This window comes from Streptomyces sp. NPDC047981, from assembly GCF_040653315.1.
Lineage (GTDB): Bacteria > Actinomycetota > Actinomycetes > Streptomycetales > Streptomycetaceae > Streptomyces.
In genome coordinates, this window is record NZ_JBEZNQ010000054.1 from 1 (window position 1) to 23455 (window position 23455).

Here is a 23455-nt window from a genome sequence, read left to right on the forward strand (position 1 = left end):
GTCACCGGATCGGTACCCGCCACGGCCTCCGCGCGGCCCAGCTTCACGAGCCGGCGCACATGCGCCTCGGCCTCGCTGACCGCGATGTGCCCGGCCGGTGCAGCCCCGCGGCCGCGTCCAGGACCAGGACGCACCCGGCGACCAGCAGGAACAGCCGGAGTCCGCGCTGCGGTTCGGGCAGCAGCCCGACCGCGAGAAGTACGGCCAGGACGTCCGCCGTGATCAGCGGCACGGCGGCGAACCGCAGCGGCGCGGGACGGCGCGGCGGCAGCGCGAGCCGGTCGGAACCGGCGCGCTGCGGCGCGAGGGAGGCGAGTCCGGGGCGCTTGCCCCGGCCCGCCGAGGGCCAGGGGCCCGGCGAAGGAGGAACGCTGGTGCTTTCCGTTGTCACGACGAAATCGGCTCTCTGTGCTCGGTGCACCGCACTCCGGCCAGCTCGCGGTACACGTCCGCGACGGCCGCGCCGGTGCGCCGCACATCGAATCTGCTGAGTACGTGTTCGTGGGCCTCGCGGCCCATGGCCCGCCGCCGCTCAGGACCGCCCAGCAGGCGGCCGACGGCGGCGGCGAGGGCGTCCGGGTCCTCGGGCGGGACCAGACACAGGGGTTCGTGGCCGGGCGGGAGGCTCTCCCGTGCCCCGTCCACATCGCTGACCACGACGGGCCGTCCGGCCGCCATCGCCTCGAGCGGCGCGAGCGCCATGCCCTCCCAACGGGACGGCAGGACGACGAGATCGGCCGCCCGGTACCAGGGCGCGGTGTCGTCGACGTTTCCGGTGAAGCGCACGGACGGCGGAGCGGCGGCCCGCAGCCGCTCCCCGTCGGGGCCGTCGCCGACCAGGACGAGACGTGCGGTCGGCACCTGTTCCAGGACCGCCGGCCAGGCGGAGAGCAGGACGTCCTGCCCCTTCTGCCGGCACAGCCGCCCGACACAGACGACGACGGGCCCGGCGCCCTCCGCGGCCGCGGCCTCCACCGGACCGTCCGGCGCGAACCGTGCCACGTCGACCCCGTTGTGGATGACCGACCACGGCGCCCGGACACCGGCCGTCTCGCCGGTTCGGCGCTCGGCCTCGCTGACGCACACGATCCGGTGCGTCCAGCGCGCCGCCCCCACTTCCCAGCGGCGGGCCAGCGCGCCGACCGCGCCGTCCACCGCCTCGAACGACCAGGCGTGCGGCTGGTACACCGTCGGCACCCGCCCGCGCAGGGCGAGTCGGGCGCACAGGCCGGCCTTCGCGCTGTGCGCGTGGACCAGGGCGGGACGGACCGTACGGATCACCGCCGCGAGGTCCCGGGTCTCCCGGACCAGACGGGGCCCGGGGTCGCGCCCGGCGCGCCAGTCGAACAGCGCGGCTCCCTCGGCCCGTACGGCCTCGGCGAGCGCGGTGCCCGGCGGGCAGGCGACGGCGACCCGAAGGCCCGCGCCGAGCTGGGCGCGCACCAGGTCGACGACGACCCGGGCGACCCCGCCCTCGCCGGGCTGGACCGCGTGCAGTACGGAGAACGGCGGCACGTCAGCGCCGGACGTCCGCCTGGATGAAGAGCGCGCCGAGCCAGACGGTGTCCTTGCGGGCGCCGAAGCGGACGTGGAATCGGTCGGCCCCATGGCGCAGCGCTCCCCCCAGATCGAAGACGTCGGAGTCGTACCCCAGGGTGTTCTGATGAGCCGGAAGTCGTTCCGTCCGACCGGCGCCGAAATCGGTGATGCTGGAGTTCATCACGTCGTCGGCGGAATTGGCGTAATCCGAGATCAGGACACTCCTCGTCCGGCTCGTTTCCACCGCGAGATAATCCCCGGTAGTGCCCCTGTCGCCGTCATAGGCGACCACTCCGAGTTGTCCCGAAGCACCCTTCGGAACAGCCGTTTCCGCAAGTCCGACGCGCAGTGCGCCGGTCTTGGGGCCGATGGTTTCGAAACCGTCCCAGAGAGCCAGTCGGCGGAGCGGTTCCGCCGCGTTCTCGTAGGCGACGACCAGCGTCCAGCCACCCCATCCGCCGACCGCCGAACGCCCCATGGCCACATTCACCTGGGCCACCGTCCACATCCCCGGCTCCGCCGAGCGGACGAGTTCGGTGACGTCCGCCGAGGCCTGGAAGGCGTCGGCGCCGTCCGCCGTACGGTGGCCGATCGTGGTGTCGGCGAGGACCGCCTTGTACTGGCCCCCTGGCTCGGCGATCAGCACCCGGCCGTTGTCCTTGTGCGGCTTCTGCTCGCCGACGCGCAGGTTCCCGCCCCAGTAGAGCCGCGCGTAGCTCACCCGTGAGCCCGCCGGGACCCGGAGTTCGGCCCTGCTGGAGTTGTACGTGTTGGGGTCGCTGTCCACGTCGACGTAGCCGATGGCGAAGCCGTCGTTGCGCGTGCCCGCGCTCGTGGCGTCCTTGGCGGCCGTGGCCGAGGTGTTGGCGGCACGGACGATCCCGCCGTGCTGGACCGCCTGGTAGCGCTGGGCGAAGGGGACGCGGGGGGCTTCCTTGGGCTGGGGCGCGGCGGCCGCCGGCAGCGCGGCGGACAGGGCCGCACACGACAGCGCGCACAACAGGCCGCGGCGCACAGCACGAACCGCTGAATTCCGCATAGAGGTTCTCCGCTTTGATGAGAGAAGCAAGGGAACACCCGTGAAGACCGGGGGAGAGGGAGATGTCGACCGCGTGTAAAGCGTCAACGCGCGGCTGGACCGGAAGCAACGTTCGGGAACGTTATAACCCCGACGCCGGGTGATAGTAAGCATTAGATGCTCGGAAACGCTAACTCCCGTACCCGGTCGGCAGTTTCCTCGTTGAGCGTGTTGCGCCGTTTCTCGGCCACATGCTCGAACGACCCTCTTATGGCCCAAAGATCGGTTGAACGTCACCCGTTCGGGAGAGCAACCGATGAATTGCCGAGGCGTTGTTGAAGGAGCCGGGCGATTCCGTCCGCGCCGTCTCACTGGTCTGTCAACAATCGAGGAGCGCTTCTCCATGTCCCGTATCGCGAAGGCTGTAGTCCTGTCCGTGGGTGTCGCCGCGTCCGTCGCGGGTGCCTCCGGCGTCGCCCTTGCCGACGCCGGCGCCGAGGGCGCGGCCGTGAAGTCCCCGGGCGTCCTGTCCGGCAACCTCGTCCAGGTCCCGGTGCACGTGCCGGTCAACCTGTGCGGCAACACCGTCAGCGTCATCGGCGCCCTGAACCCGGCTTTCGGCAACACCTGCGTCAACGCCTGATCTCGCACGCCGGATCGTGGTCCTTCCGAGGCCGGCGCGACGCCCCATTCCAGGGCGGCGCGCCGGCCTTCTGCTCGTTCGGACGCACCCTCGTGCGCCGTCCGGTGCAACGGCGTACGCCCCTCGGAGGGGCAGGTCAGCGCAGTGGATTCACCCGAACGGAGGGGGTGGCGCTCCGTAGTCTTCCGGTTGCTGAGCGCTATGTGAGCAGGACACGGTGGTGGAGTTGTTGTCCGACGCATACGGAAAAGGAACAAATATGCGTCCCCTGGCTCTCAGCCGCATCACCGCCCTGGCGATATCCGCCGCCATCACCCTCGGCACGGCGGGACCCGCCCTCGCCGACGACCACCGCCCGTCCCGCGTCACCGCCCCGGCCGCGCAGGTACCTCTGCCGAACGCCGCGGCGCTGCTCGCCCAGACCAAGGCCCTGGGCTCCATGAGTTCGGTGACCGCCCCGGTCACGGAGCTCCTCGAGGCCGTCCTCAAGGCCGACAACGGCCAGCTCCCGGCCGCCGACGCCGAGGCGCTCAAGACCAAGATCGCGGCGGCCATCGCCGAAGCCAAGGGCACCGTCCCGGCCCCGCTGCCGGAGACCCCCGCGGTCGAGGCCCCCGCGGTGCAGGCCCCGGCCGTGCCGGCGCCGGCCGTCCAGACCCCGACCCTCCCGGTCGGCGCGGCCGGCGCGAGGTACGTGAAGGCCGCTCCGGCCGACATCGTCGCCGACGCCCTCGCCACCGTGGAGAAGGCCGTCGCCGCGCTGCTCGCCGCGGTCACCTCCGGCAACGCCGCCGGTGTCGTCCCGCAGGTCACCGCGACCCTGACCGCCCTGGTCAACGTCGTCGTCGCCACGGTCCTCGGCAGCGGGCTGCCCGCACCGGACCTCGCCGGCCTGCCGGCGCTGCCGACCCTCCCGGTCGAGGTGCCCGAGGTCCCGGTCGACCCGCCCGTCGAGCTGCCGGTCACGCCGCCCTCGCTGCCCGTCAGGTAGCCACGGCCCCCGGCCGTGCCGCCCGCGCCGTGCCGCCCGGCCTTCCGCCGGACGGCACGGCGTTCGGCTGTTCGGCCCCGCCCGGTCCGCAAATAGCACCGCGTCCAGTCATTCGAGTGCAGTGAGCAGAAATCCCTCCTCCCGGAGTTTCCGGGGCGCGCACCTCTCGTTACAGAAGACACAACCACGTGCAGGAATCGGCCAAGAGGCCTGTACGGCAAGCGACTTGCTTGCGCCATGACGCCCCAGAGGAAGGACTCGAATTCATGAAGCCCACCAAGGTCGCCGCGGTCGTAGCCGGTTCTGTGATGGCCCTCGGTGCCGCCGCGCCCGCGATGGCCGCCGAGACGATGACCCCCACCAGCCTGAACGGTGGCCTCTCGACCCTCGCCAGCGAGGGCCTGAAGACGGACGCGCTGAGCAGCACGACGGACGGCTCCGTGGTCAAGACCGTGGGGGACACCGCGGACCAGCTGAACCAGACGACCCAGAGCGCGCCCCTGCTCGGCGGCCTCCCCCTCGGTGGCTGACGCCTCCACAGCGGCAGTGCCGCACCGCGCACTTCCCTAGCGCGGCGGACCGCCCACGCGGTCCCGACCCCCTGGATGGACCCCTCGCCCCGCCCGGCCCGGGTGGCTGTTCGCGCCGAGCGCATACCGCTACCCATAGCGATCGTCCGATTGAATGACATTCGGATCGACTGTCGTGTGGGTTCCGGCTCCCGCAGTGTGCCGCTCCCGAGGCCCTCGCCGACCCCACCGGAAGGCCGACCCGGCCCCGGGCGGACGAAGCGTCAACGTAGGCCCCCACCCTCACCGGTGGGGGTTTTCGCGTTGCTGCACACAGGGGAATTTCGCGACGTTCGCTCCGTCGGGCTCGTTCTCAGGGCGCAGTACCTCTGTACCGTCGACACCTGCTCTGAAGGGCCTACGCAGCCATGAATCTGCGCTCTCACGCCGGCATGGGAATCCTCGTGACCGCTCTCGCCTCCGCAGCCATGGCCTCCCCGGCCGTCGCCGCCGACGCGCCGGTCGTCGTCCCGCTCCAGGGACTTGAGCCGGTGATCCCGATGGACGCCCCCACGGTGGCCACCGGGGTCCCGCTGCCGGTTCCGGGCGGACCGACCGGCTTCCAGGAGGGTCAGGCCGGGCTGCTGCCGGACGTCAGCCTGCCGCGGGTGCCGTTCACCAGCACGCTCCCCGAGACCGTCCTCGCCGCGCAGCTGCCCGAGGTCGTCGAGGGCAGCGAGCCGGGCAAGGCCCTGTTCACCACCCCGCGCTCGGAGATGGCGGCCGCGACCCCCGGTGCCACCGTCGGCAACCCGGTCGTCGCGCCGCGCGGGGACCGGCTCGGGCTGCCGGACCTCGCCGTGCCGGAGGTCGGGGTCGTCGCGCCGGCACTGCGCGGCGCGCTGGGCTCGCAGTTGGGTCTGGCGCAGCCGACGGCCTGACCGCGTTCGTTTGTACGACCAATGACCCGGCGGGTGAAGACACGATTCTTCCCCGCCACCCGAGGGGTCGTTGTTCGTTACAACTGAAGGCTGGTCGCATGGCCGTGGCCCGCAGTTCCCCGGGCTCGTTCCGTCGTATCCGACGGCGGGCGGTCCACCGGTTCTGCGGGCCTTCCCTCGCCTTTCCTCCATCCTTTCGTCCCGTACGGCCCAAAGGCCGTGACCCGTGCGCCGTTTCGGCGTTGAACGGGAATGTCGGCCGTGATTCTCGCGGCTGTCTTTCCACGTCCAAGGAGTTCTTGATGTCTCGCATCGCGAAGGCTGCCGCTGTTCTCGCCGGCACGGGTGCCGTTGCCCTCAGCGGAGCCGGCCTGGCCGTCGCCGACTCGGGCGCCCAGGGCGTCGCCGCCCACTCGCCCGGCGTCGCCTCGGGCAACGCCGTCCAGGTCCCGGTCCACGTTCCGGTCAACCTGTGCGGCAACACCGTCACGGTCATCGGCCTGATCAACCCGGCGTTCGGCAACACCTGCGCCAACGTCGACGGCCACGGTGACGGCGGCTACGGCGGCTGAGGTTTCCGTACCAGGACCTGACGTCCCCCCGGCCCGTCGGCCGGGGGGACGTCCGCGTCATGCGTACCGGTAGATCGCGCTGTGGTCGAGCAGCGAGGCGGGCGTGACTCCCCAGGGGCCCATCTTCTCGTCGCGGGCCGCGATCCGGCGGTACTGCGACTCGCCCAGCTGCGGAGGCTCCGCCGGGAGGTAGCCGGCGCGCGGGTTGCGGGCCTGCCAGCGCGACCAGACCAGGTCGACGAAGGAGTGGTGGAGCCAGAAGACCGGGTCGTTGACGGAGGCGCCGCCGAGCATCAGGCCGCCGACCCAGCGGTGCACCCGGTTGTGGATCCGGAACCGTTCGTTGCCGCGGCCCGGGGCCCAGCCCTCCAGCGTGTTGCGGAACCCCGAGCGGCTCGTGGAGTTCCACGGCTCGACGTCGTACACCGTCTCCCGCATCACCGCGTCGAGCTGCGCCCGTGTCGGCAGCGTGATCGGGTCCTGGGGGCGACCGAAGTCCCTGGTCAGGAAGGCGCCTTCGGTCATCGCGTGCTTGATCGTCCAGCGCCCGCCCGCGTAGGCGAAGGGGCCGGTCGTCACCTGGAGGTCGGCACGGCGGCCGTTGCCGCCCATGAAGTCCTCGCCCCAGAGGGAGGCGGCCGGGGTGTTGTCCTCGGTCCAGTCCCAGTAGGGGACGGTGACGCTCGGGTCGATCCGGCGCAGCGCGCGCTCGAACTCCAGCAAGAACTTGCGGTGCCAGGGCAGGAAGCTGGGCGTCATGTGGGCGACGCGGAGCTTGTTGTCGCCGTCGGCGACGTAGTGGTCGATGTGCGTACGGACGAACTCGTCGTACACCCCGGTGCGCTTGAGCTCCAGGACGGCCGAGACGAACCGCTTCCGCTCGGCGCTCGTCAGATCGCGCTGGTTCTTACGTGTGTAGGCCACGCGGGCTCCCTCCCGGATGGACGCCGTGGGCGGCGGCGTAGCGGGTCAGCGGGGCGGACCCCAGCTCGTCCACGGCCGCGCGGGTGGCCGCCAGCGGTGTCGCATGGGACTCGTAGTGGTCGATGGGGGTCAGGCAGCTGCCGTCGGCGCGGCGCATCACATGGAGCGGCCGCCCGTCGACGAGGACGAGCGGCTCGCCCGAGGGCCCGGCCAGTCCCCGGATGTGCCGCCCCCGGTACATCTCGTCGAAGCCGTCGAAGCCGTCGAAGCCGTCGGGCGACGCTGCTCGGGCGGGGCGGTCGCCCGGAGTGGCGGCGATGCGGGCCAGGGCGCCGCCGGTGAAGGCGGCCACGGCCACGGTGAAGAGGGACCGCAGTGCGACACGGCGCGGGACGATCATGAATGGTCTCCAAACGGTCGGAGAATGCCCTCAGGGCACAACGATGGAATCCCGACTTTGTTTCGAGCGAAATGCCGTGGGAAGGAATGTCGGCCGATCGAGTGAATTCGGCTCGGGCGGGCGGCCGTTCGCCCCTAGCATCCGGATGCATGACCACTCCAAACGTCGTTTCCGCGGCGCGCAGCGACAATCCGCTGGGAACGCTCACCGTCGTTCCGTGGACCATCGGTCCCACCGCCGACACCCCCGTCACCCCCTTTCTGATGGTGTATTCGCTCGGGGACGGCCGTGACGGCCCCGAGGCCGGCGAGGAAGGGATGCGGGCCGCCCTGGAGGGCATGGGTCTGCCGATCGGGGGCCGGGTCGTCGACGCCTCGCAGGAGCGCGGGACCGGCGCCCATCTGCTCGTCGAGGCGCAGCGGGCGGTGCTCACGCTGCCGTTCATGAAGGCCCAGTGCCCGGTGCCCGCGGAGTGGGAGGCGGCCGTCAAGGAGAACGGGCACGCCTACCTGATCGTCTCCGTGCGCCCCTGGCCGGAGGCCGTGCCCGGAGAGGCGCTCACCGAGGAGAAGCTGAAGTCCTTCGTCACCGACGACCAGGTCGTGGCGGCCGCCGCGCACGTCCTGCTGCCGGTGCGGAGCCTGCAGGGCTGAGTCCGGAGCGAAGGAGAAGGGGGTGGCGGCATGGCGACGGTGAACGTACGGGGCACGGTGCCCGGGCAGCGCCAGGAGGAGTCGCGGGAGACGCCGGGGGCGGTCGGCGCGAGCCGGGCGCTCGGTGTGCTCCTGATGATCACCGGGGCGGCCGGGGTGCTGGCCGGCTGGGTGATCACGCTCGACAAGTTCAAGCTCCTGGAGGACCCGAACTTCCAGCCGGGCTGCAGCCTGAACCCGGTCGTGTCCTGCGGCAACATCATGAAGAGCGAGCAGGCGGCGGTCTTCGGCTTCCCCAACCCGATGCTCGGTCTCGTGACGTACGCGATGGTCGTCGCGATCGGGGCCGGGGTGCTCGCGGGGGCGCGCTACCGCGGCTGGTTCTGGCTCGGGCTCAACGCGGGGATGCTGTTCGGCGTCGGGTTCTGCACCTGGCTGATGTACCAGTCGCTGTACGAGATCAACGCGCTCTGCCTGTGGTGCTGCCTCGCCTGGGTCGCCACCCTCGTCATGTTCTGGTACGTGACCTCGCACAACGTCCGTACGGGCGTGCTGCCGGCGCCCGCGGCGGTGAAGGGGTTCTTCGAGGAGTTCACCTTCGCCCTGCCGGTGCTGCACGTCGGGATCATCGGCATGCTGATCCTGACGCGCTGGTGGGACTTCTGGACCAGCTGACGTGACCCTCTTCTCCTGGCCGCGGGCCGCACTGACCGTGCTGCTCGCGGCCGTTCTCGCGCTCGTCGTCCTGCCCGCCGGGCGGATCGCGCCTCCAGGTCCCGCGCCGGACGCCGGGTCGGGGGCCGAGCCCGGGGCCGTACCGGAGCGGTGGAACGTTCCGTCCGGGTTCTTCACCGGTTCCGACGCGGCCGGGGTGGCACGGATCGCCGAGGTGCAGCGCTGGCTCGGCGGCGACGCGTCGCTGACCGTCGGGCACACCTACCTCCCGGGCGACCGGTGGTCCAACATCGAGGGGCACGCGGAGCTCTTCGAGCCGTGGGCGCGGTGGATGGAGGAGGGGCCGGGGCGGCTCTTCGTCCTGAACGTGCCGCTCCTCGACCGCAGCGAGGCCGGGCTGCCGGACGCGGAGGTGAGGGCGGGGCTGCGGAGCGGGGCGGCGGGCGCGTTCGACGCCCACTTCCGCACGCTGGGGGAGCGGCTCGTCGCGCACCGGCTTCCGGACGCGGTCCTGGTCCTCGGCTGGGAGATGAACGGCACCACCTACAGCCATCGCTGCGGCCCCGACCCCGAGGCGTGGAAGGCGTACTGGAAGCGGGTCGTGGGGGTGCTGCGGGCGGTTCCGGGGCAGCGGTTCCGGTTCGACTTCACGGCGAGCCGGGGGCGGGACGCGGTGGAGTGGCCGCGCTGCTACCCCGGCGACGCGTACGTCGACATCATCGGGCTGGACGCCTACGACCAGCCCGAGGGGCTCGGCTTCGAGGAGCAGGTGACGGAGGAGTTCGGGCTCGCGCACCATGTGCGGTTCGCGGCGGCGCACGGCAAGCCCGTCTCGTATCCGGAGTGGGGGCTGTTCCGCAACGGCGACAACCCGGCGTACGTGCGCGGGATGCTCGACTGGTTCGCGCGGCACCGGCCGGTCTACCAGACGTTCACGGACTACTGCCCCCACGGGGTGTGGGGGTGCGCGGACAATCCGGAGTCGGGCGAGGTCGTCAGGGGTGTGCTGGGGCCGACGCCCTAGGCGTTGTAGGCGACCAGCGAGATGCCGACGTAGTGGACGATGAAGGCGGCGAGGGTGAAGGAGTGGAAGACCTCGTGGAAGCCGAACCAGCGCGGGGACGGGTTCGGGCGCTTGATGCCGTAGATGACCCCGCCCGCGCTGTAGAGCAACCCGCCGACGATGACGAGGACCAGGACGGCGATGCCGCCGGCCCGCATGAAGTCGGGCAGGAAGAAGACGGCGGCCCAGCCCATGGCGATGTAGCAGGGCGTGTACAGCCAGCGAGGGGCGCCGACCCAGAAGACCCGGAAGGCGATGCCCGCCGCCGCGGCGACCCAGACCGCCCACATGAGCGGGCGGCCGGTCGAGTCGGGCAGGAGCAGCAGGGTCAGCGGGGTGTAGGTGCCCGCGATGATCAGGAAGATGTTGGCGTGGTCCAGGCGCCGCAGGACGGCCTCGCCGCGCGGGCCCCAGTTGCCCCGGTGGTAGAGCGCGCTGATGCCGAAGAGCAGGCAGGCCGTGAGGACGTAGATCCCGCAGGCGATCCGCGCGCGGGGCGAGTCGGAGAGGGCGACGAGGGTCAGGCCCGCGATGATCACCGCGGGGAACATGCCGGCGTGCAGCCAGCCCCTCAGCCGGGGCTTCAGGCCGTGCGGCGAAGGGGACGTGGTGGGCTCTGTCCGGGTCGCGTCCGGCGCGGCTGAAGTCATGGGTCGATGCTACCTACGCGTCCGTAGGTCTCCGATATGAGTGGCGATGCTCACGTGTGCGGCCCTCTGGACATATGGGCGCATGCGTCGGATGATCAAATGAGTGTGGTCGGCACCGGATGAGCAGCTACGACGCATCCGGGTCGCAGCCCCCACGGGGCAGACAACTTAAACCCCTCATCAAGGAGCAATCGTGGCGCGCGACAACGCGGCTCCCACCACCGCAGTCCCCACCCGGCACCAGGAACTGGTCGCCTGGGTGAACGAGATCGCCGGGATCACCCAGCCGGACAGCATCGTCTGGTGCGACGGATCCGAGGCCGAGTACGAGCGCCTGTGCGAGGAGCTCGTCGCCAAGGGCACCTTCAAGAAGCTCGACCCGACGCTCCGCCCGAACTCGTACTACGCCGCCTCCGACCCGTCCGACGTCGCGCGCGTCGAGGACCGGACCTTCATCTGCTCCGAGAAGGAGGAGGACGCGGGCCCGACCAACCACTGGAAGGCCCCGGCGGAGATGAAGGAGATCTTCGCGGGTCAGGAGGGCATCTTCCGCGGCTCCATGAAGGGCCGCACCATGTACGTCGTGCCCTTCTGCATGGGCCCCGTCGGCTCGCCGCTCTCCGCGATCGGCGTCGAGATCACCGACTCCGCGTACGTCGCCGTCTCCATGCGCACCATGACCCGCATGGGACAGGCCGTCCTGGACGAGCTCGGCACCGACGGCTTCTTCGTCAAGGCCGTCCACACGCTCGGCGCCCCCCTGGAAGAGGGCCAGGAGGACGTGCCGTGGCCCTGCAACTCCACCAAGTACATCTCGCACTTCCCCGAGACCCGCGAGATCTGGTCCTACGGCTCCGGCTACGGCGGCAACGCCCTGCTCGGCAAGAAGTGCTACGCGCTGCGCATCGCGTCCGTCATGGCGCGTGACGAGGGCTGGCTCGCCGAGCACATGCTCGTCCTCAAGCTGACCCCGCCGCAGGGCGAGGCCAAGTACGTCGCCGCCGCCTTCCCGTCCGCCTGTGGCAAGACCAACCTCGCCATGCTGGAGCCCACGATCTCCGGCTGGACGGTCGAGACCATCGGTGACGACATCGCCTGGATGCGCTTCGGCGAGGACGGCCGCCTCTACGCGATCAACCCCGAGGCCGGTTTCTTCGGCGTCGCGCCCGGCACCGGCGAGCACACCAACGCCAACGCCATGAAGACCCTGTGGGGCAACTCCGTCTTCACCAACGTCGCGCTCACCGACGACGGCGACGTGTGGTGGGAGGGCATGACCGAGAAGGAGCCCGCCCACCTCACCGACTGGAAGGGCAACGACTGGACGCCGGAGTCCGAGACCCCGGCCGCCCACCCGAACGCCCGCTTCACCGTCCCGGCCGGCCAGTGCCCGACCATCGCCCCGGAGTGGGAGGACCCGAAGGGCGTGCCGATCTCGGCGATCCTCTTCGGCGGCCGCCGCGCCTCCGCGGTCCCGCTGGTCACCGAGTCCTTCAGCTGGCAGCACGGTGTCTTCCTCGGCGCGAACGTCGCCTCCGAGAAGACCGCCGCCGCCGAGGGCAAGGTCGGCGAGCTGCGCCGCGACCCGTTCGCCATGCTGCCGTTCTGCGGCTACAACATGGGCGACTACATGGCGCACTGGATCAAGGTCGGCGCCGAGGCGGACCAGGCCAAGCTCCCGAAGATCTACTACGTCAACTGGTTCCGCAAGAACGAGGCCGGGAAGTTCGTCTGGCCCGGCTTCGGCGAGAACAGCCGCGTCCTGAAGTGGATCGTGGAGCGCCTGGAGGGCAAGGCCGAGGGCGTCGAGACCCCGATCGGCATCCTGCCGACCGCCGACGCGCTCGACACCGAGGGCCTGGACCTGCCCGCGGCGGACCTGGACTTCCTGCTCAAGGTCGACCGCGAGGTCTGGCGCGAGGAGGCCGCCCTGGTCCCCGAGCACCTGAACACCTTCGGTGACCACACGCCCAAGGAGCTGTGGGACGAGTACCGCGCGCTGGTCGAGCGCCTCGGCTAGTCGCCCCGCGCCGGCCACCGCGCCGGCCTCGAAACTCGTGCCGGGTCGCCCCGAAACGCCGCCCTGACCAGTGGGGTCACGAACGGCTCGGCACGATGCACACCGGCCCCCGGAGCCCCCTCACGGCTCCGGGGGCCGGTGCATGTCCGGCCCTACAGCAGCGGCTGACCCGCCTCGACCGTCTCGATGGCGCGGCGGCAGGCGTCGCGGAACTTCACGAACTCCCCGTTCTTGTCCCAGGTGGCCGCCCGGCCGCCCCGGCTGTCGGGGTCGGTGAACAGGCTCTTGCGCAGCTCGGTCGTGAGCTCCAGCTGCGCGCCCATGCGGAGCATCGTCCGGTTGCAGGGATTGTCGGCGTGGTCTCCGTTGTACTCCGACAGGAGCGAGGCCCAGGCGGGGGCGAGGGAGTCGATCGCCGGGAAGCCCGCCGCGTTCAGCTCCGTCACGAGCGCGGTACGGAAGGCCTTGTTGAGGCCGCCGACGACGGCCACCCGGCGGTCGCCCGCCGGCGGGTAGCTGCCGGTGGGCAGCCGCAGCTGGTCGAACGTACAGCCGTGCAGGCTCAGGACGTTGAGATGGCTCGCCGCCGTCGCGAGCGCGACATGGTCGTCGCAGTTCTTCGAGGTGACGTGCAGGTCCTTGTTGCCGGAGGAGAGCAGGCCCTCGAACATCCAGTAGTCGTGCACGGTCGGAAGGATCGGGGCGCCGACGGCGTCGCCCGGGCTGTATCCGGCGATGCCCAGGCAGAGTTCGCTGGTGCCGATCTCGATGCCGCCGCCGTGCAGCGCGAGGATCGCGGTCCGCCGGAACGGGGCGACGGCGGTCATCGAGGTGTCGAACTGCTCGTGGCGGCGGAAGCGACGGCTGAAGGTGGTGCCTTCCTGGCCGGCCAGCTCCCGGTACAGGACCGTGTTCGAGGCGTACTCGACATCGGCCGCCGCCGCTGCCGTCGCCGCGTGCGCGGTCGTGGCGGAGCCCAGTTGTGCCAGGAGCGGGGTGCCGGCCGTCGCCGCCGCGGCGAACGCGGTGAGCACCGTGCGGCGGGAGGCGGTGCGGGGGGTGGAAGGGTGATCCGTGGTCATGATTCGAACGTAACCGATCATGAGCGTGCGGTGTGGATCTTTCCCGGACCTCACGCCCCGCCCGCGCCGCATGCCCCGTCCGACCTGCCCGTCAGGCCAGGGACTCCCAGCCCCGCCCGTCGGGCCAGGACTCCCAGGACCGTCAGGATTTCCCGCGTTCCTCCAGGTAGCGGGTGTGCGCCTCCTGCCGGATCGCCTCCGCGTCCTGCAGGGCGGCCGCGATCTGCCCCGCCTCCTCGTGGAGCGCGGCCAGCTGCCGTTCCAGATGGCGCTCGGGCGGCACCGCCCCCGGAGCGACCCGGCTCCACCACCGGGTCCGTACGAAGGTGTCCACCGCCTCCGGGATGTCCTGGCGCACCGCGCGGGCCAGCACGTGCAGGTGCTCCGGGTCGCTGACCCAGCCCGGTTCCAGGAGCGCGTCGACGAGCGTGTCCAGTTCGGCGAGACGGCCGGCCGCGCCCTCGGGCAGCTCGATCTCGGCCAGATAGCCGCGCAGGGTCACGAAGTCCGAGCGCAGCGCGTCGAGTTGCTCCTCCGCGTTCGGGAACGGCGGGGGCGGCGTCCGCTCGGGCGGGGCGATCAGCGCCCCCGCCGCGTACAGGGCCACCACGATCAGCGGCCACAGCGATCCGGCCGCGCCCGTGAAGGACAGCGCGAGGCCCGCGATGCCGCAGGCGCTGCCGGTGAGGTTCTTGCGGGACTCCAGGTACCGCACGACCGGATTACTGGTAGCCACGGATCTCCTCGAAGGCGCCGTCCAGCGATCCCGTGGTGGCGTCGAAGAGCCGGCCGCCGGTGAGGTCCGCGATGTGGTCGAGGGCGGCGCGGTCGGAGTCCCCGAAGACGATCGGGAAGACCGGCGTCCGCTTCTGCGCGGGCGGCAGGTCCCGGTAGAAGGCGTCGAACGCCGGCGCCGGGGCTCCGTCGGTGTTCTCGCCGTCCGTCATCAGCACGATCGAGGTGAACGCGTCGCCCGCCGCCGGGCCGCCGCCCAGGTGCTCGTACGCCTCCCGCAGGCTGGAGTAGATCGCCGTGCCGCCCGAGGCGGACAGCCCGTTCGCCTGGGCGCGCATCGCGCCGATCGCCTTCTTCGGAGCGGCCGGGTCGACCGTGTACGTGCGGACCTCGCCCTGCTTCACCGACGTGCCGAAGGGCATCAGCGTGACCGTCTCACGGTCCCGGAAGTCCTCGGTCAGCTCGGCGAGCGCCGACCTGAGCCGGGCGAGCCGCTCGCCCTCCATGGAGCCCGAGGTGTCCAGGACGTACACCGTCCGCGACGGCCGGCGGAGCTTGTTCTCGTACGCGTCCAGGAGACCGTCGGCGACGGCGCGGCTGCCGGGGAACGGCAGTTCGCGGCGCTGGTCGGCGGTGAGCGGCTTCGCGAGCTCCACCCCCGGGACGACCGGGCGGCGCAGCGTCCGGTTCGTGATCAGCCGCTGGGCGTCGGGTGTGCGCAGATGGGCGGTGAGGCGCGCCGCGGCCTGCTTGGCCTCCGGGCCCGCCGCCGTGAACAGCGTGAACGGGTAGTCGGCGGTGACGACCCCGTCGGCCGGGCGGACGACCGTGAGCTCCTTGCCCGTACTGAGCAGCACCGACTCGTAGTTGATCAGCGCGTCGACGTCCGTACGGCGCGACCAGGCCGCCGCCAGCCAGCCGGACGAGCCGGACGTCAGCTTCTGCCCGGCGAAGAACTCCGTCAGCTTCGGCGTGGCCTCGGCGACGTTCTGCTGGGTGAGCGCCGACTGCGCCCCCGACAGCCCGGAGGCGATCGAGACCAGCGCGGAGAAACCGGAGTTGGAGCGGGCCGGGTCGGTCATGCCGTAGCCGAGTTTCTTCTCGATGACGGCCTGGTGGATCTGCGACCAGGTGACCTTCGCCGGATCCCAGCCGAGCGCCCGCACCTTCTCCGGGCGCAGACCGAGCGCGACCGGAGAGGTCATGATCGGCGTCTCGGCGGTGATCCGCTTCGCGGCGCCGGGGCGCAGCCGCAGATAGTCGTTGGAGGAGAGCCAGACGGCGTCGTACGACTGCTCCGCGGCACCGGACGCGATCTGCTCGACGGCGTCCAGGGTGCCGACATAGGTCGGCCTGACGGTGACCCCGGTCTCCTTCCGGGCCTCTTCGAGGACGGGCTCCATGTCGGAGAGCTCGGAGGAGGCCAGCACCCGGAGCGTGTACGGGGCGCCGGCGTCCCCCTTGCCGCCGCCCTCCCCGCCGGTCGTCCCGCCGGAACCGCCCACGCTGTCGCAGGCCGCGAGGGCCAGGGCGGCGAGCAGGGCGAGCGCGGAGGCCGCGCGGCGCCGCGACGGGCGCGCGCCGTGCCGGAGTGATCTCATTCGAGGCCGCCTTCCAGCGCGCTCGCGCGGCGGGTACGGTCCAGATGGGCGCTCGCCGTCCGGAGTTCGGCGGTCAGCGACTCGACCGTCGCCGCCATCGACTCGGTCGCCTGGACCTTGTACGTGTCGATCGCGTCGAGCGTCCGGTAGATCTGCTGGAACGCCGTGCGCAGCGTCTCCGCGCCCACCGCCGGATCGGCCGCGATGCGCTGGATCTCGCCGCTCTGCGTCGCCAGCATCTCCGCGTTGCCGCGGATCAGGTCCTCGGTCGTCGAGCGGAGCACGTTCACCTGCTCGGCCACCTTGCGCTGGTTCTCCAGCGCGGAGGAGAGCATGACCGCGATGCGCAGCGCCGACACCGTGGTGGTCGCCGCCCGCTCGACGCCCTTGATCAGCTCGTCGTTGTTGCGCCTCACCACGTCCATCGCCAGGTATCCCTGCGCGCAGACGGCGAGCTGGGTCAGCAGGTCCTGGTGCTTCTGGCGGACCGGGAAGAGCACGTCGGAGCGGAGCGCGTCCGCCGCCACCGGGTCCGGGGTCAGCGCGATCCGCTCCTCGACGGCCGCGTCGAGGGCCTCCGTGAGCACCGCGTACTCCTGGAGCTTGCCCATGGTCTCCCAGAGCCGGGCCCGCTCCGTCTGCAACGCCGCGTTGTCGCGGCGCAGTTCGTCCTGGCCGCCGCGGAGCGTGCCGACGATCTTCGTCAACGTGCCCTGCGAGGAGGCGTACTTGGCGACATGGTCGCGCAGCTTGTTGCCGCCGGGCAGCCTGGACAGGAACTTCTTCGCGCCCTTGGCGGGCGTGTCACGGGGGTCGAGGTCCTCGACCGTGCGGCGCAGCTCCACGAGCGAGGAGCCGACCCGGGACTGCGCGTCGCCGCCGCCCTCGCCCAGCGAGCGGACCGTGCGCTCCAGCATCCGGTTCGACTGGGCGGCCGCGCTGCGCATCTCGCCGGCCCCGAGGGCAGCGATCTCCCCGATGCGGCCCGCGAACTCGGGCGAGCGGGTGTCGAGCCCGGCGAGCGAGTCGACGTACTCGACCGCGCGCCGGCTCATCTCCGTGCGGACGGACTCCTCCAGCGGCACGAGCCCCGAGGCCTGCTCGGCGCGGACCGGCAGCACCGGCTCCGGCGGCGTCAGGACCAGCTGGGCGGTGGCGGGGTCGTGGGGCGGGCTGATGCGAGGGTCGGGCGTGGTCATGCGGTGTCCCCCTGGTTGCGGGCCCGGCGCGCCATGTCGTGCAGCACCTCGCTGGTGGGCACGGGCGCCTGACGGACCCCGGTCAGATTCTGGTTGAGGCGGTCCGCGAGCGACGCGGTCGCGGCCGTGAACTCGGCGGCGGCGCCCTGCGGACGGAAGCCGTGGCGGACCGCGAGCTCGCGCAACTCCTTGTCGTTCGTGAGGAGTTCACCCAGCTCGCGACCGGTGTCGGTGAGCGGCACGACCGTGTGGTCGCTGATCACCGTGGTGTCCGGGTAGAGCACCACCAGGTCGCCCATCTGCCGCTTCGCCAGAAGCTGGGAGGCGACCTGGGACTCGTAGACGAGCACCAGCTGGTTGCCGACGCCGCTGATGAAGTCGCGGAACGGGGCGTCGGAGCTGGACTGCTGCGCCCCCTGGACCTCGATCAGCTTGCGCATCAGTGGCGCCGTGCGGCGCACGGCCGCCTTGTCCCCGGCCACCTTGCCGCCGTCGGCGACGAAGCTCGCGGCGGCGAGGTAGAGCGCGCCGGAGTTGGAGGCGACGGGGTCGGTCGAGGTGATGAACACCGTGCCGCTCAGCTCCGGCCGCCCGGCCGCGCCCTTGAACTGCTGCCAGGTCCGGTCGGCCTTCGCGGCCTTCAGGTACGGCTCCATGCGCAGGGTGCCGGTCTGGCCCCCCGGGCTGAAGGACACCAGGCCGTTGTCGGCGAGGACCTCGGCGGCGCCCCGGTGGGCGACGACGACCAGCGGCGAGTAGAAGGGCCGCAGCGGGGAGGCCTTCACCCCGTTCCTGGCGCGCAGCTCGTCCGCGGGTGCCTTGGAGGACGGGAACGCGAAGTCGTAGCCCTTGAGGGGCAGTTCCTCCATGTCCCAGGACCCGGAGGTCTCCGTCTGCACGGTGAAGCCCTCGTCGGCCAGGGCCTTCACGACCTTGGGGTCGGCGAAGAACTCCGCCTTCTCCGACCCGATCACTCCTCGCACGGTCTTCGTTGCCGTGCCCTTGTCCTTGTCGCCGCCCACTACGAGGACGGCGGCCACACCGCCCAGGAGCAGGACGGCGAGGACGATTCCCAGGATGCGTCTCACGGAGGGGAGATTGCTCGCGGAGGCCCACATTCCAGGGGGAGTTGGGTGTACGGAGGGTGAAGGGGTGATCCCGGTACGGAACCGGAGGGGCGGAGAGCTGTCACGGGGGCGGGTGCCCGGAACGCCCGATGTACGGTGAGCGCCTCCGGGGAGGGGGTGGCGCGGTGCCGCGCTGGGTGGTCGTTCTGCTGGTGGTCATGGGGTCGGCTGTCGTGCTCGTGCCGTTGGTCGGGCTGGGGCTGTTCATCTACGCGTACGGGGAGAACCACAAGGACATGCGGTTCCCGTCGGACGACGTGACGGTGGCCCTGTGCGCGGTGGACCCCGTGACGCGGCACCCGGTCGCGGAGGTGACGGTCACCAGTCGGGCGGCCGTCAAGGGCACGTACACCGTGACGGTGGACTTCCAGGGCCGTGAAGGCCGCTTCGTCGAGACCGGAACCGTGATGGTCGAGGACCTGTCGCCCGGTGCGACGGGACGGGCCGCCGTCGTGGGGGTGCGGCGGTTCGGGGACGGTGAGCCGCGGTGCGAGGTGGTGGACGCGCAGTTCGAGGCGGCGGACCCCGTGGAGACGGGGCCCGAGGAGGCCGTCTCGCCGTAGCGCGCGGGCGGGCCGTGGTGGCGCCCGGTCCGCGCGGCCCTGGCACGCGCGGACCGGGGCCGTCAGGGGGTGGTGACCAGCGGCTCGGGCGCGGACAGCGCCTCGGAGTGCGCGTCCATGCGCTCGGCGGCGAGGATCGCGGCGGCCGTGTCGGCCCGGGAGGCGGCGACGACCAGGGCGCGGCCCGCGAGGGCGTGGGCGCGCTCGTGCAGCGACGGTGCCTTCGAGCCGCTCAGCCCCGCGTGCCGGGCCGGCGGTGCGCCGCGGAGGCGGGCCACCTGGCGGGCGATGAGATCGCCGGCCTCCGTGTCGCCGAGCTCGTCGGTGACGGCGAGCAGGGCGGCGAGGTGTCCGGCGAGCTGGATGTCCAGCTCCTCCTCGCGGGAGCGGTGCGGGTACGCGTTCTGGTCGTCGTCGGCCATCCGGTGGACCGACTTCGTGCGGATCGGTTCGTACATGGGGATGGCCTCCTGAGTAGCTCGGGATCCATCCTAGCTTAGATTCAATCTAAAGTTGAGTGTGGTCCGGTGTCCGCGACGGCGTGCGGGGGCGTCCGGGACGGCGTACGGGGGCGTGCGGGACGCCCAGCGGGGCGGCGTGCGGGACGCCCTGCTGTGCGGCCTGCGGGGCGGGGTCGCTACGGCTGGCTGTAACCGTCCAGGAACGTGCCGATGCGCGTCACCGCGTCCGCCAGGTCGGTCGCGTTGGGCAGCGTGACGATCCGGAAGTGGTCCGGCTCGTGCCAGTTGAACCCGGTGCCGTGGACCACCATGATCTTCTCGGCCCGCAGCAGGTCGAGGACCATCTGACGGTCGTCCTTGACCTTGTAGACGCTCGGGTCGAGCCGCGGGAAGAGATACAGCGCGCCCTTCGGCTTCACACAGGTCACGCCGGGGATCTGCGTCAGCAGGTCGTACGCCACGTCCCGCTGCTCCAGCAGCCGCCCGCCCGGCAGCACCAGGTCCTCGATCGACTGCCTGCCCTGCAGGGCGGCGGCCACCGCGTGCTGCGCCGGCATGTTCGCGCACAGTCGCATGTTGGCGAGGATGGTGAGGCCCTCGATGTACGAGGAGGCGTGCGCCTTCGGGCCGCAGACCGCGAGCCAGCCGGAGCGGAAGCCGGCCACCCGGTAGTTCTTGCTCATCCCGTTGAACGTGAGGACGAGGAGGTCGGGGGCGACGGCGGCGGTCGGCGTGTGCGTGGCGCCGTCGTAGAGGATCTTGTCGTAGATCTCGTCCGAGCAGACGACCAGGTTGTGCCGGCGGGCGATCTCCGTGAGGGAACGGAGCATCTCGTCGTCGTAGACGGCGCCCGTCGGGTTGTTCGGGTTGATGATCACGATCGCCTTGGTGCGGTCGGTGATCTTCCGCTCGATGTCCGCGAGGTCCGGCATCCAGTCCGACTGCTCGTCGCAGCGGTAGTGCACGGCCGTGCCGCCGGCCAGCGAGACCGCCGCCGTCCACAGCGGGTAGTCGGGGGCGGGGACCAGCACCTCGTCACCGTCGTCGAGCAGCGCCTGCATCGACATCTGGATCAGCTCGGAGACGCCGTTGCCGAGGTAGATGTCCTCGACGGAGAGCGGGATGCCCTTGGTCTCGTAGTGGCTCATCACCGCGCGGCGGGCGGACAGCAGGCCCTTCGCGTCGCCGTAGCCGTGCGCGTCGGCCAGGTTGCGCAGGACGTCCTCGAGGATCGCCGGCGGGCACTCGAAGCCGAAGGCGGCCGGGTTTCCGGTGTTCAGCTTGAGGATGCGATGACCGGCAGCCTCAAGCCGCATCGCCTCTTCGAGCACCGGGCCCCGGATTTCGTAACAGACGTTGGCGAGCTTCGTGGACTGGATCACCTGCATGTCGAGAGCTTACGGCGGGCTCGCGCGAGGCGCCTCGTGTTTTGGGACACGTCGGGCAGAACGGAGCACGCCCGGGGCGCGGGACATGCGCTCCGGAGCCGCCCTCGCGGCGGTGTGCGGGCGGGTGCCCACGCAGGATTCCGCGTGGGTGTCAGGGCGGGTGTCCTGGTGGGTGCCCGGGAGGTGACCTGGCGCGACCCGGCTCGCCGTGCGCTCCGTAGAATGCGCGGCCATGAGCCACCAGCGCGACCGAGCCGCAGACGCCCCAGGCCGACGCCGTCATGCCACGAAGCGGCGGACCCCGGGTCCGCGCCGACTGCTGGCGGGCGCGGGTGTCGTCGGCATCGGGCTGCTCGTCGCGGTCGTCTCCGGGGCGTTCCGGTCGGGCCAGACCGGCGGTACGCCGACGGGCGACGACGGGCGGCTGGGGGTGCCGTCGCTGATCCAGGCCGATCCCTCCGACGGCGGCGACAGCGACGGGAACGGGGACGCGACCGGTGACCCGGCGCCCTCCTCGTCCGCAGCGCCCCGGTCCGCGTCGCCGTCCGCGTCCACGTCGGCATCGGCTTCGGCGTCCGCGTCGGCGAGCGCCTCCGCGACGGATACCGCCGCCCCCGACGCGACCGGGGACTCCGGGAGCGACGGGCCCGGCAAGTCGGGCGTGGCTCCCGGGCAGACGAAGCGTCCGAGGTGAGGTCGGCGGTCGTGGCGTCGTGGCACCGCGCGGGGAGCGGTCCGTGGACGCGACTGTGGAGCGCCGCCGGGTGCCGCCTGCTGGGCGCCCTCGGCGCGCTCGCCGTCGCCGTGGGCGGCTACGCGGCCGGGACCCTGCCGAAGCAGCCGGAGCCGTGGGGGCTGTGGGCCGTCCGGGGCACGGCGACGACGGTGACCGGCGCGGTCCTGGCGTACCTGGGCCTCACGGTGCTGGTCGCGGCCTGGCTGCGGTACGGGACGCTGCTCGCGCGCGGAGAGCGGGAGGCCCGCGACCGGGTCCTCGCGACCTTGGTCCTGTGGAGCGCGCCCCTGGTGCTCGCGCCGCCGCTCCACAGCGCGGACGTCTACAGCTACATCGCCCAGGGCGCCATGGTCCTGGAGGGGTACGACGTGTACGGGGCCGGTCCGTCGGTCCTGGGCCCCGGGGCCCTCGGGGCGGACGCGGCGGCGAGCGTCGGCGGGCACTGGACGGACACCCCCGCGCCGTACGGGCCGGTCTTCCTGGTCCTCGCGCAGGCCGTGGTGAAGACGACCGGCGGCGAGATCGTCCCTGCCGTGCTCGGCATGCGGCTGCTCGCGCTCGGCGCGCTCGCGCTGATCGTGTGGGCGGTACGGGGGCTCGCGGGAGCGGCCGGGTCTTCCGGCGGCCTCGGAGGGGCCGGGGATTCGGGTGGGGCTGGGGGCTCGGGCGGGGCCGAGGATTCGGGCAGGGTCGGCGACCCCGGCGGGGCTGGGGGCTCGGGCGGGGCCGAGGATTCGGGCGGGGCCGGGGACTCCGGCGGGGCTGGGGAGTCCGGCAGGCCTGGGCTTTCCGGCAGGGCCGGGGGCGCGCTCTGGCTGGCCGCGCTCAACCCGCTGCTGCTGATCCACGTCGTGGGCGGGATGCACAACGACGGGCTGATGATCGGCCTCATGCTGAGCGGCGTGCTGCTGGCCACCCGGGGGCGGTGGGTGCTCGGGAGCGTGCTCGTCGGGCTCGCGATGATGATCAAGTCGCCGGCGGCGGTGGCGCTGCTCTTCATCGGGGTGATGGTGGCGCGGCGGCACGGCGGCGTACGGGGCGTCGTCAAGGGCCTGACACTGCCCGGGCTCGTCGCCGGAGCGATCGCGGTCGGCGCCACGCTCCTGGCGGGGACGGGCTTCGGCTGGCTGCGCACCCAGAGCGTCGCCGGGGCCATCCACACCGCGCTGTCGCTGACGAGCGACGTGGGCCTCGGGCTCGGGCTGCTGCTCGGGGACGGTCCGGAGCCCGCGAAGGGCCTGGTGCAGAAGCTCGGGCTCGTGCTGGCCGTGGCGATCATCCTGGAGCTCGCCCGGCGGGCGTGGAAGGGCCGGATCGACCCGGTCCTCGGCCTCGGGCTCTCGCTGGTGGCGCTCGTCGCCCTCTCGCCGATGGTGCAGCCCTGGTATCTGCTGTGGGGCGTCTGCGCGGTGGCGGCCGTGGCATGGGACGCCAGGGCCGGGCAGGTGCTCGCCGTACTGTCGGCCGCACTCGTCTACGAGACGGCTCCGTCGGGGGCGACGCCCTGGTACGGCTTCGTTGTCGGCGGGGTCGTCCTGGCGGCGGGGCTCCTGTGGGTGCGGCGCGCTCCGTGGGAGCGCCCCCAGGTGGACGGCGCGGTGCCCGCGGCGGGCGGTGCCCTGGAGCGGACGCGCCCGTAGGCGCGGCGCGCTCCGTGGGGGCGCGGGGGCCCCTAGGGGCAGGTGTGCGTAGGCGCGTCGCCCCGCGTGCGCGGGGGCTCGGGGGCCTCACTGGGCCCGAGAACCCCTGGGGGCAGGTGTCCGTGGGCGCGCCGCCCCGCGTGCCCGGCGGCCCACGTGCCCCACAGGGCCCGAGAACCCCGGGGCCCAGGCCTACTGGGTGACTGCCCACGTGGGGGCGGGACGGGCGGGACGGCTCGTCCGCGAGGCTTCCCCCGCCCCCACGCGCGCCCCGGACTTCCCCCCACCCCCGCGCGCGAAGCGCCGCGGGATCGGGGGGACGGGG

Annotated in this window: 25 protein-coding genes; 12 read left to right on the forward strand and 13 right to left on the reverse strand. The window is 72.2% G+C overall.

Annotation, left to right across the window (positions count from 1 at the left end; all coding sequences use genetic code 11):
• Nucleotides 1-43 precede the first annotated feature (43 nt).
• The 3 genes from AB0E14_RS27295 to AB0E14_RS27305 are packed head-to-tail and all read right to left on the reverse strand — an operon-like array spanning nucleotide 44 to nucleotide 2578.
• On the reverse strand, nucleotides 44-391 hold the full coding sequence (locus AB0E14_RS27295) for a hypothetical protein (RefSeq protein WP_362423660.1): 348 nt from the start codon (nucleotides 389-391) through the stop codon (nucleotides 44-46).
• Entirely contained in the window at nucleotides 388-1515 is a 1128-nt protein-coding gene (locus AB0E14_RS27300; RefSeq protein WP_362423500.1) for a glycosyltransferase, read from the reverse strand. The genes AB0E14_RS27295 and AB0E14_RS27300 overlap by 4 nt, the downstream gene beginning before the upstream one ends.
• A gap of 1 nt (nucleotide 1516) precedes the next feature.
• Nucleotides 1517-2578, reverse strand: a complete 1062-nt coding sequence (locus AB0E14_RS27305; protein WP_362423503.1) for a DUF3344 domain-containing protein — start codon at nucleotides 2576-2578, stop codon at nucleotides 1517-1519.
• 382 nt (nucleotides 2579-2960) lie between these two features.
• Between AB0E14_RS27305 and AB0E14_RS27310 the strand changes: the two genes are divergently transcribed.
• From AB0E14_RS27310 to AB0E14_RS27330, 5 genes are all read left to right on the forward strand, one after another.
• A complete protein-coding gene (locus tag AB0E14_RS27310; RefSeq protein WP_362423506.1) occupies nucleotides 2961-3200 on the forward strand; it encodes a chaplin in 240 nt (79 codons plus the stop codon).
• Between the two features lie 259 nt (nucleotides 3201-3459).
• Entirely contained in the window at nucleotides 3460-4191 is a 732-nt protein-coding gene (locus AB0E14_RS27315; RefSeq protein ID WP_362423509.1) for a hypothetical protein, read from the forward strand.
• A gap of 266 nt (nucleotides 4192-4457) precedes the next feature.
• Nucleotides 4458-4721 carry a hypothetical protein gene (locus AB0E14_RS27320; protein ID WP_362423511.1) on the forward strand — a complete coding sequence of 88 codons (264 nt, stop codon included), beginning with the start codon at nucleotides 4458-4460 and terminating at the stop codon, nucleotides 4719-4721.
• Between the two features lie 407 nt (nucleotides 4722-5128).
• Nucleotides 5129-5641, forward strand: a complete 513-nt coding sequence (locus AB0E14_RS27325; RefSeq protein WP_362423513.1) for a hypothetical protein — start codon at nucleotides 5129-5131, stop codon at nucleotides 5639-5641.
• A 302-nt stretch (nucleotides 5642-5943) separates the two neighbouring features.
• Nucleotides 5944-6213, forward strand: coding sequence for a chaplin (locus AB0E14_RS27330; RefSeq protein ID WP_362423516.1), 270 nt, complete (start codon nucleotides 5944-5946; stop codon nucleotides 6211-6213).
• 57 nt (nucleotides 6214-6270) lie between these two features.
• On the opposite strand, the gene AB0E14_RS27335 is transcribed toward AB0E14_RS27330, so the two are convergent.
• Complete coding sequence (locus AB0E14_RS27335) at nucleotides 6271-7137, reverse strand: tyrosinase family protein (RefSeq protein ID WP_362423518.1); 867 nt, start codon at nucleotides 7135-7137, stop codon at nucleotides 6271-6273.
• Nucleotides 7121-7537, reverse strand: a complete 417-nt coding sequence (locus AB0E14_RS27340; RefSeq protein WP_362423521.1) for a tyrosinase family oxidase copper chaperone — start codon at nucleotides 7535-7537, stop codon at nucleotides 7121-7123. Before AB0E14_RS27340 ends, AB0E14_RS27335 begins: the two co-directional genes overlap by 17 nt.
• Nucleotides 7538-7686: 149 nt before the next feature.
• On the opposite strand from AB0E14_RS27340, the gene AB0E14_RS27345 reads away from it, so the two are divergent.
• From AB0E14_RS27345 to AB0E14_RS27355, 3 genes are read left to right on the forward strand one after another with little or no spacing between them, the layout of a single operon-like run.
• Nucleotides 7687-8190 (forward strand): DUF5949 family protein, encoded by a 504-nt coding sequence (locus AB0E14_RS27345; RefSeq protein WP_362423524.1) that lies wholly within the window; start codon nucleotides 7687-7689, stop codon nucleotides 8188-8190.
• Nucleotides 8191-8220: 30 nt separating this feature from the next.
• Entirely contained in the window at nucleotides 8221-8865 is a 645-nt protein-coding gene (locus AB0E14_RS27350) for a vitamin K epoxide reductase family protein (RefSeq protein ID WP_362423527.1), read from the forward strand.
• Nucleotide 8866: 1 nt separating this feature from the next.
• Entirely contained in the window at nucleotides 8867-9889 is a 1023-nt protein-coding gene (locus AB0E14_RS27355; protein ID WP_362423530.1) for a glycosyl hydrolase, read from the forward strand.
• Here AB0E14_RS27355 and AB0E14_RS27360 read toward each other — a convergent pair.
• Nucleotides 9886-10578 (reverse strand): hemolysin III family protein, encoded by a 693-nt coding sequence (locus AB0E14_RS27360; protein ID WP_362423534.1) that lies wholly within the window; start codon nucleotides 10576-10578, stop codon nucleotides 9886-9888. The genes AB0E14_RS27355 and AB0E14_RS27360 overlap by 4 nt on opposite strands.
• A 193-nt stretch (nucleotides 10579-10771) precedes the next feature.
• Between AB0E14_RS27360 and AB0E14_RS27365 the strand changes: the two genes are divergently transcribed.
• Nucleotides 10772-12598, forward strand: a complete 1827-nt coding sequence (locus tag AB0E14_RS27365; RefSeq protein WP_362423537.1) for a phosphoenolpyruvate carboxykinase (GTP) — start codon at nucleotides 10772-10774, stop codon at nucleotides 12596-12598.
• Between the two features lie 152 nt (nucleotides 12599-12750).
• On the opposite strand, the gene AB0E14_RS27370 is transcribed toward AB0E14_RS27365, so the two are convergent.
• The 5 genes from AB0E14_RS27370 to AB0E14_RS27390 all read right to left on the reverse strand — a co-directional run bounded on the left by AB0E14_RS27370 (nucleotide 12751) and on the right by AB0E14_RS27390 (nucleotide 18333).
• Entirely contained in the window at nucleotides 12751-13680 is a 930-nt protein-coding gene (locus AB0E14_RS27370) for a poly-gamma-glutamate hydrolase family protein (RefSeq protein WP_362423540.1), read from the reverse strand.
• A gap of 142 nt (nucleotides 13681-13822) precedes the next feature.
• Nucleotides 13823-14416 (reverse strand): hypothetical protein, encoded by a 594-nt coding sequence (locus AB0E14_RS27375; protein WP_362423543.1) that lies wholly within the window; start codon nucleotides 14414-14416, stop codon nucleotides 13823-13825.
• A complete protein-coding gene (locus tag AB0E14_RS27380) occupies nucleotides 14403-16016 on the reverse strand; it encodes a VWA domain-containing protein (protein ID WP_362423546.1) in 1614 nt (537 codons plus the stop codon). Before AB0E14_RS27380 ends, AB0E14_RS27375 begins: the two co-directional genes overlap by 14 nt.
• Nucleotides 16013-17215: a toxic anion resistance protein gene (locus AB0E14_RS27385; RefSeq protein WP_362423549.1), complete on the reverse strand. Its 1203-nt coding sequence runs from the start codon at nucleotides 17213-17215 to the stop codon at nucleotides 16013-16015. Before AB0E14_RS27385 ends, AB0E14_RS27380 begins: the two co-directional genes overlap by 4 nt.
• Complete coding sequence (locus tag AB0E14_RS27390; RefSeq protein ID WP_362423552.1) at nucleotides 17212-18333, reverse strand: hypothetical protein; 1122 nt, start codon at nucleotides 18331-18333, stop codon at nucleotides 17212-17214. The genes AB0E14_RS27385 and AB0E14_RS27390 overlap by 4 nt, the downstream gene beginning before the upstream one ends.
• A 167-nt stretch (nucleotides 18334-18500) precedes the next feature.
• On the opposite strand from AB0E14_RS27390, the gene AB0E14_RS27395 reads away from it, so the two are divergent.
• A complete protein-coding gene (locus AB0E14_RS27395; protein WP_362423555.1) occupies nucleotides 18501-18905 on the forward strand; it encodes a hypothetical protein in 405 nt (134 codons plus the stop codon).
• Between the two features lie 62 nt (nucleotides 18906-18967).
• On the opposite strand, the gene AB0E14_RS27400 is transcribed toward AB0E14_RS27395, so the two are convergent.
• Both AB0E14_RS27400 and AB0E14_RS27405 read right to left on the reverse strand, forming a co-directional pair.
• Entirely contained in the window at nucleotides 18968-19363 is a 396-nt protein-coding gene (locus AB0E14_RS27400; protein ID WP_362423558.1) for a hypothetical protein, read from the reverse strand.
• 179 nt (nucleotides 19364-19542) lie between these two features.
• A complete protein-coding gene (locus AB0E14_RS27405) occupies nucleotides 19543-20754 on the reverse strand; it encodes a pyridoxal phosphate-dependent aminotransferase (RefSeq protein ID WP_362423561.1) in 1212 nt (403 codons plus the stop codon).
• A 232-nt stretch (nucleotides 20755-20986) separates the two neighbouring features.
• Between AB0E14_RS27405 and AB0E14_RS27410 the strand changes: the two genes are divergently transcribed.
• Both AB0E14_RS27410 and mptB read left to right on the forward strand, forming a co-directional pair.
• A complete protein-coding gene (locus AB0E14_RS27410) occupies nucleotides 20987-21448 on the forward strand; it encodes a hypothetical protein (protein WP_362423564.1) in 462 nt (153 codons plus the stop codon).
• A gap of 53 nt (nucleotides 21449-21501) precedes the next feature.
• Nucleotides 21502-23130: a polyprenol phosphomannose-dependent alpha 1,6 mannosyltransferase MptB gene (mptB, locus tag AB0E14_RS27415; protein WP_362423658.1), complete on the forward strand. Its 1629-nt coding sequence runs from the start codon at nucleotides 21502-21504 to the stop codon at nucleotides 23128-23130.
• Nucleotides 23131-23455: the final 325 nt, after the last annotated feature.